Origin of the sequence: Marinobacter sp. AN1 (genome assembly GCF_026013985.1) — a bacterium.
Lineage (GTDB): Bacteria > Pseudomonadota > Gammaproteobacteria > Pseudomonadales > Oleiphilaceae > Marinobacter > Marinobacter segnicrescens.
Map to the genome: position 1 here is coordinate 3,321,602 of NZ_CP110342.1, position 14,389 is coordinate 3,335,990.

General features: G+C 59.3%; 10 protein-coding genes. 8 read left to right on the plus strand and 2 right to left on the minus strand.

The window, feature by feature from the left end; translation table 11 throughout:
* Nucleotides 1–242 precede the first annotated feature (242 nt).
* From LJ360_RS15255 to LJ360_RS15265, 3 genes are all read left to right on the plus strand, one after another.
* On the plus strand, nucleotides 243–1,592 hold the full coding sequence (locus LJ360_RS15255; RefSeq protein ID WP_091849977.1) for an adenosylmethionine--8-amino-7-oxononanoate transaminase: 1,350 nt from the start codon (nucleotides 243–245) through the stop codon (nucleotides 1,590–1,592).
* Between the two features lie 81 nt (nucleotides 1,593–1,673).
* On the plus strand, nucleotides 1,674–2,411 hold the full coding sequence (locus LJ360_RS15260; RefSeq protein WP_091849979.1) for a 16S rRNA (uracil(1498)-N(3))-methyltransferase: 738 nt from the start codon (nucleotides 1,674–1,676) through the stop codon (nucleotides 2,409–2,411).
* 118 nt (nucleotides 2,412–2,529) lie between these two features.
* Entirely contained in the window at nucleotides 2,530–3,576 is a 1,047-nt protein-coding gene (locus tag LJ360_RS15265; RefSeq protein WP_091849980.1) for an HDOD domain-containing protein, read from the plus strand.
* On the opposite strand, the gene LJ360_RS15270 is transcribed toward LJ360_RS15265, so the two are convergent.
* Nucleotides 3,541–4,881 (minus strand): YihY/virulence factor BrkB family protein, encoded by a 1,341-nt coding sequence (locus LJ360_RS15270; RefSeq protein WP_091849982.1) that lies wholly within the window; start codon nucleotides 4,879–4,881, stop codon nucleotides 3,541–3,543. The genes LJ360_RS15265 and LJ360_RS15270 overlap by 36 nt on opposite strands.
* A gap of 139 nt (nucleotides 4,882–5,020) precedes the next feature.
* The gene (locus LJ360_RS15275) at nucleotides 5,021–5,965 is read right to left on the minus strand and encodes a D-2-hydroxyacid dehydrogenase (protein WP_091849984.1); all 945 of its coding nucleotides are present in this window, start codon (nucleotides 5,963–5,965) and stop codon (nucleotides 5,021–5,023) included.
* A gap of 58 nt (nucleotides 5,966–6,023) precedes the next feature.
* On the opposite strand from LJ360_RS15275, the gene tmpT reads away from it, so the two are divergent.
* The 5 genes from tmpT to LJ360_RS15300 all read left to right on the plus strand — a co-directional run bounded on the left by tmpT (nucleotide 6,024) and on the right by LJ360_RS15300 (nucleotide 14,366).
* On the plus strand, nucleotides 6,024–6,683 hold the full coding sequence (tmpT, locus tag LJ360_RS15280; protein WP_091849986.1) for a thiopurine S-methyltransferase: 660 nt from the start codon (nucleotides 6,024–6,026) through the stop codon (nucleotides 6,681–6,683).
* Between the two features lie 172 nt (nucleotides 6,684–6,855).
* The gene (locus tag LJ360_RS15285; RefSeq protein ID WP_091849988.1) at nucleotides 6,856–9,213 is read left to right on the plus strand and encodes a DUF6351 family protein; all 2,358 of its coding nucleotides are present in this window, start codon (nucleotides 6,856–6,858) and stop codon (nucleotides 9,211–9,213) included.
* Between the two features lie 347 nt (nucleotides 9,214–9,560).
* Nucleotides 9,561–11,483 (plus strand): PrkA family serine protein kinase, encoded by a 1,923-nt coding sequence (locus LJ360_RS15290; RefSeq protein WP_091849991.1) that lies wholly within the window; start codon nucleotides 9,561–9,563, stop codon nucleotides 11,481–11,483.
* A gap of 34 nt (nucleotides 11,484–11,517) precedes the next feature.
* Nucleotides 11,518–12,807, plus strand: a complete 1,290-nt coding sequence (locus LJ360_RS15295; RefSeq protein ID WP_245742527.1) for a YeaH/YhbH family protein — start codon at nucleotides 11,518–11,520, stop codon at nucleotides 12,805–12,807.
* Nucleotides 12,804–14,366, plus strand: coding sequence for a SpoVR family protein (locus tag LJ360_RS15300; RefSeq protein ID WP_091849995.1), 1,563 nt, complete (start codon nucleotides 12,804–12,806; stop codon nucleotides 14,364–14,366). Before LJ360_RS15295 ends, LJ360_RS15300 begins: the two co-directional genes overlap by 4 nt.
* Nucleotides 14,367–14,389: the final 23 nt, after the last annotated feature.

Sequence of the window (14,389 nt, forward strand, 5' to 3'; positions counted from 1 at the left end):
AGCGCCATGGATGGCGCGGAGCAAGGCGGGTGCCAGGGATGGCCCCTGAATTGCGGTGGAAAAATTCCCCCTACACCATACGTCCGGCCCCCGACCCTGCCAGTCTTCGGCCAAACCAATCAGTCGGAGCACGAAGCCACTGGTCAAGAACCAAAGCCTTCCTACAAACGGCTGTTAACTGTATTATCCAGTTTGGTTAACAGAGCAAACCCACCCATAAGCAAACAGAACCGGAGCCAAACATGCGCAATGCCGACCTGGTCGCCCGTGACCTGAAATCCGTCTGGCACCCCTGTACCCAGATGAAGGACCACGAATCCCTGCCGCTGATCCCCATCAAGAAAGGCGAAGGCGTCTGGCTGGAAGACTTCGAAGGCAACCGGTATATCGACGCCGTCAGCTCCTGGTGGGTCAACCTGTTCGGCCACGCCAACCCCCGCATCAACGGCGCCATCCGCGACCAGATCGAGAAGCTGGAGCACGTCATCCTCGCCGGCTTCAGCCATGAGCCAGTGGTGGAGCTCTCCGAAAGGCTGATTGAAGTCACGCCGGAAGGACTGAACAAATGCTTCTATGCCGACAACGGCTCATCCGCCATCGAGGCGGCCCTGAAAATGAGCTACCACTACTGGAAAAACCACGGTAAGCCCGGCAAGAAGAACTTCGTCAACCTGTCCAACAGCTACCACGGCGAAACACTCGGCGCCCTGGCCCTTGGCGACGTAGCGCTCTACAAGGACACTTACCAGCCGTTGCTGATGGAAGTACTCACTGCACCCTCCCCCGATGCCTACAACAAGGAGCCGGGTGAGACCGACGAAGAGTATGCACTGCGCCAGTTCGAAGCCATGGACAAACTGCTGGCCGAAAAGCATGACGAGATCTGCGCGGTGGTTGTCGAACCACTGATCCAGTGCGCCGGCGGCATGCGCATGCACCACCCCATCTACCACACCAAATTGCGGGAAGCCTGCGACCGTTACGGCGTGCACCTGATCGCCGATGAAATCGCCGTCGGCTTCGGCCGCACCGGCACCCTGTTCGCCTGTGAACAGTCCGGCATTACCCCGGACTTCATGTGCCTGTCCAAGGGGCTAACCGCCGGTTACCTGCCCCTGTCGGTCGTACTGACCACGGACAATGTGTATAACGCGTTCTACGACGACTACGAAACCATGCGGGCCTTTCTCCATAGCCATAGCTATACCGGCAACCCCATCGGCTGCGCCGTCGCCCTGGCGACCCTGGATATCTTCCGGGATGACGATGTGATCAATGCCAACAAAGCCCTGTCCCGCTGCATGACGGAGTCTGTCGCTCACCTCGCGGACCATCCCAACGTAGGTGACATCCGCCAGCACGGCATGACCATGGCCATTGAAATGGTCAAGGACCGCAAATCCAAGGAGCCCTTCCCCTGGCAGGAGCGTCGGGGCATCCGGGTCTATCAGCACTCGCTTACCCGGGAAGCCCTGCTGCGCCCGCTGGGTAACGTGCTTTACTTCATGCCCCCCTACGTGATCACTGAGGAGCAGATTCGACACCTGGCACAGGTGGCCACCGAGGGCATCGACTTCGCCGTTCGCGACTGACCATGACGTAACTGACTGGCGCAAGGGCCCGGGTTTTCGGTAACCTGACGCCCTTGTATCCGTTCCAGGCAGGTTCACTCTGTGCGTAATCCCAGAATCCACACCAGCGCGCCCTTGCAGGCGGGACAGAAGGTAATCCTCGATGATAACGCCGCCCACCATGTGGGCAAGGTGCTGCGGATGCAGCCTGGCCAGCCGCTGGTGCTGTTCAACGGCGATGGCAATAACTACCCGTCCGAACTCGACGAGGTTGGCAAGAAGCAGGTCACTGCAAAGGTGCTTCGGCAAGAACCCAGTGCCTGCGAGCCTCGCCTGAAGATAGTACTCGGCCAGGTGATATCAAAGGGCGACCGGATGGATTATGCCGTTCAGAAGAGCACTGAACTGGGGGTGGATACCATCGTGCCCCTGACCAGCGAGCGATGCGACGTCCGCCTCAAGGGCGACCGGGAAGACAAGCGCATCCGCCATTGGCAGCAGGTGGCGATCAGTGCCGCCGAACAGTGCGGGCGCGCTACGGTACCCACCATTGCCCCGCTTGCGTCCCTGAGCGACTGGTTCGAACAGAGCCGTGACTGTGACCTGCGGCTGGTGCTGCACCACCGGACCGAGCAGGCACTGGACCAGCTACACCCGCCTGCCCAGGGTATCGCGCTACTGGTTGGCCCGGAGGGCGGGCTGTCTGCGGCAGAGATTGCCATGGCCCAGGAGCAGGGCTTCCATCCGACTGCGATGGGGCCGAGGGTGCTGCGCACCGAAACCGCCCCTGTGGCAGCCATTACCCTATGCCAGTGGCTATGGGGCGACTTCCGGGAATGAGCCTGCAACCATTCGTCCAGGTAGCAGGCACCGGTTGTGTGACTGTACTATACTGCGACAGCAAAATTCGGGTCGGTAACTTCCCGAAAATCCAGATATCTTCAAGGAGAAGCACCGGATGCCAGGTCTTTTTTCCTGGATAAGAGCCAGGCTGTTCCAGGGCCACGGTGCCACGGATTACAGAGCTGACAGCAACGCCAGGGTATCCTCTGCCAAACTGCCGCAAGGAGATCCGCACGCCGACCAGAGCCGCGAGCCCAGGGACCGCCTGGACGATCACCTGTTCTGCTGGTTGCTGGACTGCAGCCCGAGACAACTGGGCACACCCTCGCCGTTCACCGGCAAGATCCTGCGGGAAATCGAAAATCGGCTGGATCAAAATCGCCTGGAAGAGCTGCCCAGGCAACCCTTGACACTGCCGATCCTGATGCGAACCCTGGGAAGTGAGTCGACCACCCGGAAAGATGTCTCGGGCATTATTCTCAGTGATGCCGCGCTGACTGACCAGGTGCTGCAGGTAGCCAACAGTCCCTTTTTCAAGGCCGGCGACCAGATCGTGGAAACGGTTGACCAGGCGGTCTTCCTGCTGGGCCTTGATGGCATTCGTAATGTCGTTTCGGCCTCGGTTATGCGCCCCATGCTGGCAGCTCGCAACTCCACCGAATCCACCTTTACCCAGCGGGTCTGGCGCTGGGGCCTGAGCTGCGCCCGGGCTGCCGAACTGATTGCACTGAACCGCAAGGAAGAGAGCACCAGCTATTTCATGGCCGGGCTGCTGCCCGCGCTCTCCTACCTCACCCTGCGACGGGAAGTACAGTCCATTATCCGGCGACGCTACCCCGACCAGCAGGCCACACCACAGATGTACTATGAGGCCATAGACCGGTTCGCCTGGGCGACTGCCCAGAAGGTAGCCAGGGCCTGGAACCTGCCCCCCCGATACCATGCCCTTTTGCTTGCGGCAGAGCGCCCCGTCCCCGGCGAAGGCGACGCCCCGCTGACTGAAGGCATCACCCTGGGGACCCGGGAGGTCCTGCGGGACGCCCACCAGCGTAACCTGGCCGACGAGGAACTGCAGGCCCTGATGTCCCTGGAACCACGACAGCTGGAAAAGGTCCGCCAGATGCTGTCACGCTTTCTCGCCGAGGGGCTCTCCAGCCGTTGAAGGAGCAGCAGGCCGTAACAGCTCGGCGAAGGTCCTGGTCTGGTCGGCACTGACCGTTGGGTACATCTCGGGGGGCAGCACATCTGGAAGCCTCTCCAACACCCCCTCCTCGTCTTCTCGTACCGCCGCCAGGACATCACCAACACGGATCAGTTCCAGGGCACGCCCGGGCACCAGGTAATCACCGGAAGCACCCGCGAGGTTCAGCAATCCCTTACGAATCAGCTTGTCGGAAATGCGGCGGGTGATCTCACCGGGAACCCGCATCTCATGCTCCAGGGTTTCCTGCTGAGGCGCGGGACGTCCTTCGCTGAAGGGCTTGCAGACTCGCCACATCAGCACCAGCGCCACTTTCTCCTGCAATTCGGGAGAGGGGTCTACATCACGACCCTTGGAGACGTTTCCGGGATTCTGCAAATAGAAGGAAATGCTTGAGCCCGCCAGCAGGATCATCCAGTTGATATAGATCCAGATAAGCAGAATGATGCCGATAGCGAAACTTGAGTAAATAGCCGCATAGCGCGTGGACCCCGCCACGAAGGACGCGAAGACCATGCCGGCAGCCTGCCAGGTGACGCCGGCAATCAAGCCGCCGATAAACGCATACCGCAGTTTCACCCGGGTGTTGGGGATAAAGATGTAGACGAAGGTAAATGCCGCCACCACCAGCAGGAAGGGCGTCATCCGGCTGGCCGAAACGATGGCGGTACCAAACGGTTCGATCTCGACCAGACGCTGCACAAACGCCGAGGACAAGATCGTCGCGGTGATCCCGATAGCGGAAACCATCAGCAACGGACCGATCATGATCACGCTCAGATAGTTGCTGAATCGTTGCGCCAGGGAGCGCATCTCCGGCACCCGCCAGATCATATTGAAGGAGCGCTCGATCTTCTGTACCAGCGCGATGACGGTGTAGACCAGCATCGCCAGGCCCACCGATCCAAGTACGCCCACCTTCATATTGTCCACGAAACTGAGAATCTGCTCGGCGACCTCCGTACCCTGCTCGCCCAAAGGCTGGAAGAACTGATACAGGAACGGTTCAATGCGCTCGTGCACCCCCATGGCCTTGAGCACCGAGAAGCTCAGCGCCAGCAGCGGCACGATACTGAGCAGGGTGGTGTAGACAAGGCTCATGGCGTGGAGGGTCAACTGACCACTAAGGATATCCCGCGCCACCGCATAGGTAATCCGGCCTGCCTTGTACAACCAGGTCCAGGGCCATTTCTCAGGCGGGTTTGGATTGGACAGTATCCACCGCTCGGCGGCGTTGAAACGCTCTTTGAACTGGAATGAAGCCACGCAACGTCCTTAGTGGATGCCTGGTGCATTCCTCCTGGCCGGCCTGAACATCACTGCCGACGAACCAAGGAATACCACTGTTTTCAGATAACTATAATGAGTATGGCTGAAAATGTTGCCTGAGCGAAATCTACTAGCATCACTTCGCCCCCTCAATACCAGTCAGATTCCTCGCAGTTATCTCCACGATCCTTTGCCGGGCTTCCCGGCTCGCCCAGGCAGAATGGGGCGTGATAATCAGGTTGGGGATATCATCCGCCAGCAACGGGTTGCCGTTGCGCGGTGGCTCTTCGGTGAGCACATCGAATCCGGCACCGCCAATGGTGCCCGCGCGGAGTGCGTCGGCCAGGGCCTGTTCATCCACAAGGCCGCCACGACTGGTATTGATCAACAGCGAAGAGCTTTTCATTTTGCTCAATTCGGAGGCCCCAACAAGGTTCCGGGTTTCGTCCGTAAGCAGGCAATGCAGCGACAGCACATCCACACGAGGCAGCAACTCCTCCAGCGGAATGCGGCGATGACCATCCACTTCGCCGGGCTCCTGGCCGGGACGACAGCCCAGCAGGATGTCCATGCCAAACGCACGGGCCCGCTCCGCCACGCCCTGCCCAAGGTCACCATAGCCGATGATGCCAAGGGTCTTGCCCTCCAGCTCCATGATGGGGTGGTCCATCAGGCAAAACATATTACTCTGCGCCCATCGACCCTGGCGCACATCCCGGTCGTAGTCCAGTAGCCGGGTCGCTAGCGCAAGAATCAGGGCCATGGTGTGCTGGGCCACGGTTGACCGGCCATAACGGGTGACGTTAAGTACCTCGATGTCATGGTCCCTCGCCGCCTCCAGGTCGATGTTATTCAGGCCCGTGGCGACCACCGCGATGGTGTTAAGCTCTGGACAGGCCTCAAAGTGCTCACGGCCCAGAACGACCTTGTTAACCAGCACCGTATCGAACCCCTGCAAACGTTCCGTCACCTGCTCAGGTGTGGTGCGGGGGTGACAGGTCAAGGGTCCGGTCACCGCCTTGATCGGCTCAAGGGACACGTCGCTGCCCAGGGTGCTGGCATCAAGGAATACAGCTTTCACTGTTATAACTCCTGTTTTATGCTCGGAAGATACCGGAATCACCAAGAGGATATGCGGCATGGAACATGAATTCTGGCACACACGCTGGGCAAAGGGCGAAATCGGTTTCCATGAAGGTTCGGTCAACAAGTACCTCCATGACCACTGGCCGGAGTTTGCGGGTGACCGCACCGATGCCGTGTTCGTCCCCCTTTGTGGCAAGGCCCATGATATGTGGTGGCTACACGATCGGGGACACCCGGTTATTGGGGTCGAACTCAGTGACGTTGCCTGCAAGGACTTCTTCGAGGAAGCAAAGGAAAAAGCAAAGGTTCACCCCGGGGAGCCGTTTACCCGATTTCGCCATGACGACCTGGAACTCTGGTGCGGCGACTTCTTTCAGCTGGTGCCAGAAGACCTGACCCATATTCGCATGGTTTATGACCGGGCGGCACTGATCGCCCTGCCCCCGGAGATGCGCACGGACTACGTTAACCACCTCACGACGGTCATCCCCGACGGCACCCATATACTGCTGATTACCCTCGACTACGACAGTAACGAGATGAAGGGGCCGCCGTTCAATGTCAGCGATGAGGAAGTCCACAACCTCTATGGCGAGGATTACGAAATCAACCACGTCCTCACCAGGGAAATGGCCCGGGATAACCCGTTTGCCAAGCGCCGGGGCCTGCAAAACGGTGCTACTGAGAGCGTCTTTTATCTCAAAAAATACTAAAACCGTTGTCTGGGAACTTTCCACGATTTTTCAGTGGATTACTCGCCCCTGACCAGGAACCTCGGTTGATAATTAACGTCTTTCCCGTTCCGCCCGTTTGTTTTTTGTACATGTTTGACCATGCTGGTGAAGGCACCCCTGTAACAAAAACTTACAAAGAGGGATCTTTACCATGCTTTCAAACCGAGTGCTTCAGCCCCTGATCGCCCTGCTGTTCCTGGCAGGGCTCGCTGCCACAGGCCATGCAGCCAACCCCCACTATGACCTGAAGGTACTTTCCAGCGCCCCGGACCAGGTGTCCGGTGACGATGTACTGGTACAGGTGTTGTTCAAGGATCGCCCCATCAAGTCCATGCCTGCCGTGAAGTCGCGCCTGCGGCAACTGGAATTCTGGCTGAACGGCCAGCCTATAGAGCCGGAAATCCGTGCCGGCCGCGATGGCCATGAGGTTCTGGTTTCCGGGCTGATAGAGGGCGACAATCAGCTTGAGCTGCACCATCGCCGGCAGGGACCGCTGGCTTCTGTCGAGCTGACCGCGCACCCGATCACCGGGCCGATCTTCTCCGGTCCGCAGCAATATCCGTTCGTCTGCACCGTCACCACGGAACTGGGCAAGCAGCCGCTGGTGGATACCGACGGCGATACCGGCTTTCCGGTGCTGGATGAATCCGGCAGCCAGGTTGGCCTGAGCAAGGACTGCTCCATCGAACCCTATGTCACCTTTATCTACCGCACCACAGACGGCGGCTGGGCGCCCCTGCCCGACGATGGTTCCCGCCCTGCCGACATGGCCACCACCACCCTGACGGACGGCCGTACCGTGGACTTTATCGTCCGGCAGGAGCGGGGCACCATTAACCGCTTTATCTACAGCTTTGCCACCCTGGCCCAGCCAGGAGATGAGCCCTGGGAAGCCTCCACCGGAAACTGGAACGGACGCCTGCTATTCCATTTCGAAGGGGGCGTCGCCATCGGCCACAGTCAGGGGCGCATCAGCGGCCGCTCGCTGGAGCCAGAGGTGCTGAAAAAAGGCTATGCGGTGATTTACTCCACCGGCACCCGCACCAGCAGCCACTACAACCTGCAGGTGGGCGGTGAAACCGCCTTGATGGTGAAGGAACACTTCATCAAGCGCTTCGGAGTGCCAGACTATACCGTGGCCATTGGCGGCTCCGGCGGCGGTATCCAACAGTATGTCTACTCCCAGAACCACCCGGACCTGCTCGACGGCGGTGTACCCCAGTATTCCTACCCGGACATGATCACCCAGGTCATTCACATCGGGGACTGTGAACTGCTGGAGCACTACATGGACGTGACCGACGGCGACAACCCGAAGTGGTGGAACACAAGCAATCGCAGCTGGCTGGTAGGCCTTAACGCGACCGACAACTACCTGGACCCGTTTGCTGACGCCAAGCGAGCCCTGGGTTACGGAACTGCCCCGGGCATGACCGAATGCATACCCGCGTGGCGGGGTCTGACGGCCCTGGTGCTCAACCCCAACTATGGCCAGGCCCGCAACCAGGAGCTGATGCAGCCACCCGGAGTGATGAATGACGTCCAGTGGACCCACTATGACGACGCCCGCAATATCTACGGCCTGGACGAAAACGGCAACCCCCGTACCGTGTATGACAACGTGGGCGTGCAGTACGGACTCAATGCACTGGTGGAAGGCAACATCACCACGGCAGAGTTCCTGAAGCTGAACGCCCGGATTGGCGGCTGGAAACACCCCAATGACATGGTGCAGGAGGGCTTCCCCTACCTGGGTGATTTCACCCCAGCCAACTTCGACCCCTGGAGCCGCCGCAACATGATGCTCAGTCCGGACGGCGTCACCCCGGCGCCCCGCACCGAAGCGGATATCGAGGCCATCAACGCAGCCTACACATCGGGCCTGGTGTTTGATGGTGAGCTCAACATGCCGGTCATCGACTGGCGCCATTACCTGGAGGAAGTACTGGACATGCATAACAGCCACCAGTCCTTCTCCGCCCGCCAGCGCATCATCAACCGCATGGGGGATGCTGGCAACCAGGTTATCTGGTTCACCGATACCCGTCCCACGGACCTTTCGGATCCATCGGAACCGGAGCCGCTGGAGGAATACAACCAGACCTGGATGGCACTGGAGGTACTCCATGACTGGATCACCAACATCCAGCAAAATCCCGACAGGAGCATTGCCGAAAACCGGCCCGCGGAAGCCGTGGACGCCTGTTTCAATACCGACGGTTCACTGATCGAGGCCGGGGACGACGTCTGGAATGGGATCCTGGATGACAACGCCGCCGGCGAGTGCACCGAACAATTCCAGACCTATACCACCTCGCGGATCGAGGCCGGTGGCCCGATCGAAGGCAGCATTTTCAAATGCAGCCTGAAGCCGGTGAGCGAGGCGCTTGCCGACGGCACCTACGGCGACGTCAGCTTCAGCGCCGGCGAGATTGAACGCCTGGAAGAGATCTACCCACAGGGCGTCTGTGACTACCAGGCTCCGGACCAGGGACGTCCGGCAGGCTGAGCCCTTCCCTGCTGACGGCGGTGCCTGCATCGCCGTTAGCCTCTCACCGGCCATATTCGTCGCCTTTCACAACCCTTCCGTTGCCCACCTCACAAGTTTTCGCTTGCTGTCACGAACCTACAATATTTTGTCCTGTCAAAGCTGCAAAGCTTGAAAGCTGGACTAAGCTGAAACTGAAAGGGCCCGGAACAGGGCCCGCCGGAAACCGGGACCTGGATTCCGTCGTATATCCGGCCAACAGCGTTCATGACTTCCATCCAACCATAACCACAAACGCCCGCCCGCGGCGTCCAACAACGGGGAATTTTGCGTGTAGTCGAAGAATCATTAGCAAGCGAGGGTCACCCATGAGCATTCTGCAACACTTCAAAGACCGGTATGACCAGACCCAGGAAGAAGAGTACTCCCTGGAGGAATACCTGGAGATCTGCAAGAACGATCCAGCCGCCTATGCCACCGCAGCCGAGCGCATGCTGCTGGCGATCGGCGAACCAGAATTTATCGACACATCCAGAGACCCGCGCCTGTCGCGCATCTTTTCCAACAAGGTTATCAAGCGATACCCGGAATTCTCCGAGTTCTATGGCATGGAAGAGGCGGTGGAAAACATCGTGTCCTTCTTCCGCCATGCAGCCCAGGGCCTGGAAGAGAAGAAGCAGATTCTCTACCTGCTGGGCCCAGTGGGGGGCGGCAAGTCCTCCCTGGCAGAGAAGCTCAAGTTCCTGATGCAGAAGGTGCCCTTCTACGCCATCAAGGGCTCGCCGGTGAACGAGTCGCCCCTGGGCTTGTTTGATCCACTCGAAGACGGCCAGATCCTGGAAGAGGAATACGGCATTCCCCAGCGCTACCTCAAGCCGATCATGTCTCCCTGGGCCGTCAAGCGCCTGCACGAATACGGTGGCGATATCAGCCAGTTCCGGGTGGTGAAGAAATATCCGTCGGTACTGGACCAGGTGGCCGTATCCAAGACCGAACCCGGTGACGACAACAACCAGGACATCTCGGCCCTGGTGGGCAAGGTCAATATCCGCATGCTGGAGGACTTCTCCCAGGACGATCCGGACGCCTATAGCTTCAGCGGCGGCCTGTGCAAGGCCAACCAGGGGCTGATGGAATTCGTCGAGATGTTCAAGGCGCCCATCAAGGTGCTGCACCCGTTGTTGACCGCCACCCAGGAAGGCAACTACAACACCACTGAAGGCATGGGCTCGGTGCCCTTTGACGGCATCATCCTGGCCCACTCCAACGAGTCCGAGTGGCAGACCTTCCGCAACAACAAGCACAACGAGGCCTTCCTCGACCGGGTCTACATCGTCAAGGTGCCCTACTGCGTGCGGGTCACCGAGGAAATCGAAATCTACCGGAAGCTGCTCAAGCACAGCTCACTGTCCGGCGCCCCCTGCGCCCCGGACACCCTGGATATGCTGGCCCAGTTCTCGGTGCTGTCCCGCATCAAGGAACCGGAAAATTCCAGCATCTTCTCGAAAATGAAGGTTTATGACGGACAGAACATCAAGGATACCGACCCCAAGGCCAAGTCGATCCAGGAGTACCGGGATTCTGCCGGCGTCAACGAGGGTATGGACGGGCTGTCCACGCGCTTTGCATTCAAGATCCTGTCGAAGGTGTTCAACTTCGACACCACCGAGGTAGCGGCCAACCCGGTACACCTGCTCTATGTGCTGGAAAAACAGATCGAGCAGGAGCAGTTCCCGGCGGAAGTCCAGGAGCGTTATCTGCGCTTTATCAAGGAGTTCCTGGCGCCCCACTATGTGCAGTTTATCGGCAAGGAAATCCAGACCGCCTACCTGGAAAGCTACAGCGAATATGGCCAGAACCTGTTCGACCGCTACGTGACCTATGCCGACCTGTGGATCCAGGACCAGGAGTTCCGGGATCCCGAAACGGGCGAAATCCTGGACAGGTCGGCCATCAACGACGAACTGGAAAAGATCGAAAAGCCTGCCGGCATCAGCAACCCGAAGGACTTCCGCAACGAGGTGGTCAACTTCGTGCTGCGGGCCCGGGCCAACAACCAGGGGGAAAATCCCTCCTGGCTCAGCTACGAAAAACTGCGCAGCGTGATCGAGAAGAAGATGTTCTCCAACACCGAAGACCTGCTGCCGGTGATTTCCTTCAATCCGAAGGCCAGCCAGGAAGACCAGAAGAAGCACAAGCAGTTTGTGGAGCGGATGGTGGACCGTGGCTACACCGAGAAACAGGTCCGGCTGCTGGCAGAGTGGTACCTCAGAGTCAGAAAGTCGCATTAACCGTTTTCTGGCCTGGAGGAGTTGCACTATGGGCATGACCCACATCGTTGATCGCCGTCTTAACGGCAAGAACAAGAGCGCGGTGAACCGGGAACGGTTCCTGCGCCGCTATCGCCAGCACATCAAGAAAGCCGTGGCAGATGCGGTACACAAGCGCTCTATCACTGATATCGAGCGGGGGGAAAGCGTGAGCATTCCCTCCCGGGATATCCATGAACCGACCTTCCACCACGGCCAGGGCGGCAAGCGCGAGGTGGTCCACCCGGGGAACCAGGAGTTTGTTGCCGGTGATGAAATCCCCAAGCCGGAAGGTGGCGGCGGCGGTGGTTCCGGCTCAGGGCAGGCCAGCCCTGACGGCGAAGGCATGGACGAATTCGCCTTCCAGATCACCCAGGACGAGTTCCTCGACTTCCTGTTCGATGACCTGGAACTGCCCAACCTGGCCCGCAAGAAACTCAAGGACACCGAGGCCTTCACGTATCACCGGTCCGGCTTCACTACCCAGGGTGTACCCGCCAAGCTGGATGTGGTGCGTTCCCTTCGCGGCGCCCACGCCCGGCGCCTGGGCCTGGGTGGTGCCCGACGCAAGAAGATACGGGAACTGGAAGAACAGCTGGCGGCCCTGAAGACGGCCCCGGATGACCTGGACCCGGCCTTCAGCCACGTGGACCAGATCGAGGCACTGGAAGCCGAAATCGCCAGGCTCAAGGCCAATGTGCGCCGGATCCCCTTCATCGACGAAATCGATCTCCGCTACCGGCAGCACATCAAGAAGCCGAAACCCGCCACCAGCGCCGTCATGTTCTGTCTGATGGATGTCTCCGGGTCCATGACCCAGACTCACAAGGACATTGCCAAGCGCTTCTTTATCCTGCTGTACCTGTTCCTGAAGAAGAACTACAAGAAGATCGACGTGGTTTTCATCCGCCACCATACCAGCGCCAAGGAGGTGGACGAGGAAGAGTTCTTCTACAGCCGGGAAACCGGGGGCACCATCGTCTCCAGTGCGCTGAAGCTGATGCACAAGATCATCGAATCCCGCTATTCCCCGGATGAGTGGAACATCTACGCCGCCCAGGCATCAGACGGTGATAACTGGAACGATGATTCTCCCATCTGCGGCAAGATCCTGGCCGACCGGATTATCCCCCTGGTGCAGTACTACGCCTATGTGGAGATCACCCCCCAGGATCACCAGATGCTGTGGTACGAGTACGAGAAGATCATGGAGCGTTTCCCGCAAAGCTTTGCCATGCAGCAGATCGCCGACCCGGGCGAAATCTACCCGGTGTTCCGCCAGCTGTTCGAGAGGAAAGCCGCATGACTGACATTATCGACCGCCCCAACCTGCCGGATTCAGCACCAGCCAGGCGGGAGCCCATTTCCACCGGCTCCGAATGGACCTTTGAGCTGATCCAGCAGTACGACGACGAAATCGCCAGGTGCGCCGAAGAGTTCGGCCTGGACACCTACCCCAACCAGATCGAGGTGATCAGCGCCGAGCAGATGATGGACGCCTACAGCTCCGTGGGTATGCCCGTGGGCTACCACCACTGGTCCTTTGGCAAGCAGTTCCTGAACACATCCAAGGGCTACCAGCGGGGGCAAATGGGGCTGGCCTACGAAATCGTGATCAACTCCAACCCCTGCATTGCTTACCTGATGGAGGAAAACACCCTGCCCATGCAGGCCCTGGTCATCGCCCACGCCTGCTACGGCCACAACTCCTTCTTCAAGGGCAATTACCTGTTCCGCACCTGGACGGATGCCAGCGCCATTATCGACTACCTGGTGTTCGCCAGAAACTACGTGGCCGAGTGTGAGGAACGCCACGGCGTGGAGGCGGTGGAGGAGATCCTCGACTCCTGCCATGCGCTGATGAACTATGGAGTGGACCGCTACAAACGCCCTGCTCCGATTTCTGCAGCCGAGGAACGGCGCCGCCAGAAGGACCGGGAGGAATACCTGCAACGCCAGCTCAATGATCTGTGGCGCACCATCCCAAGGCCTGACGAAACAGAAGAGGACAAGGCCCGGCGCAAGCAGCGCTACCCCTCCGAGCCCCAGGAAAACATCCTCTACTTCATCGAGAAGAACGCCCCGCTACTGGAAACCTGGCAACGGGAAATCATCCGCATCGTGCGCAAGCTGGGACAGTACTTCTATCCCCAGCGCCAGACCCAGGTGATGAACGAGGGCTGGGCTTCGTTCTGGCACTACACCCTGCTGCATCGCATGTATGAGAAGGGCCTGGTCACCGACGGTTTCATGCTGGAGTTCCTGCAGAGCCATACGGCCGTGGTCTATCAGCCCCCGTTCAACAGCCCCTGGTACTCCGGCATCAACCCCTACACCCTGGGTTTCAATATCTTCTCGGACCTACGTCGGATGTGTGAGAACCCTACCGAAGAGGACCGGGAGTGGTTCCCGGATATTGCCGGGGGTGACTGGCTGGAAACGGTTCACTTCGCCATGCGCAACTTCAAGGATGAGAGCTTTATCCAGCAGTTCCTGTCGCCGAAGGTCATGCGCGATATGAAGTTCTTCGCCATCCAGAACGATGACCAGGAAGAGGTCTACCGGGTCACCGCCATTCACGATGATCCCGGATACCGGCCACTGCGGGAGAAGCTGGCCCGTCAGTACAACCTCAGTTACCGGGAGCCCAATATCCAGGTGTGGAATGTGGATGTACGCGGTGACCGGTCACTGACCCTGCGGCACATCCCGGTAGACCGGGTGCCGCTGGGCGGCGAGGATGCCGAGGAAGTACTTCGGCATGTTCACCGGCTATGGGGCTTTGAGGTGCACCTTGAAAGCGTGGACGAGGGCACGATAGTGGACGAGTACCACTGCCCACCCTGGGAAGCGGAAGATCACTGACACGGCTTCAACCAGCCAGGGGC

Bases quoted from the DNA above. Each gene is read 5' to 3' on its own strand.
- LJ360_RS15255 (WP_091849977.1), top strand. From the start codon at position 243: ATGCGCAATGCCGACCTGGTCGCCCGTGACCTGAAATCCGTCTGGCAC.
- LJ360_RS15265 (WP_091849980.1), top strand. From the start codon at position 2,530: ATGCCAGGTCTTTTTTCCTGGATAAGAGCCAGGCTGTTCCAGGGCCAC.
- tmpT (WP_091849986.1), top strand. From the start codon at position 6,024: ATGGAACATGAATTCTGGCACACACGCTGGGCAAAGGGCGAAATCGGT.
- LJ360_RS15285 (WP_091849988.1), top strand. From the start codon at position 6,856: ATGCTTTCAAACCGAGTGCTTCAGCCCCTGATCGCCCTGCTGTTCCTG.
- LJ360_RS15290 (WP_091849991.1), top strand. From the start codon at position 9,561: ATGAGCATTCTGCAACACTTCAAAGACCGGTATGACCAGACCCAGGAA.
- LJ360_RS15295 (WP_245742527.1), top strand. From the start codon at position 11,518: ATGACCCACATCGTTGATCGCCGTCTTAACGGCAAGAACAAGAGCGCG.
- LJ360_RS15300 (WP_091849995.1), top strand. From the start codon at position 12,804: ATGACTGACATTATCGACCGCCCCAACCTGCCGGATTCAGCACCAGCC.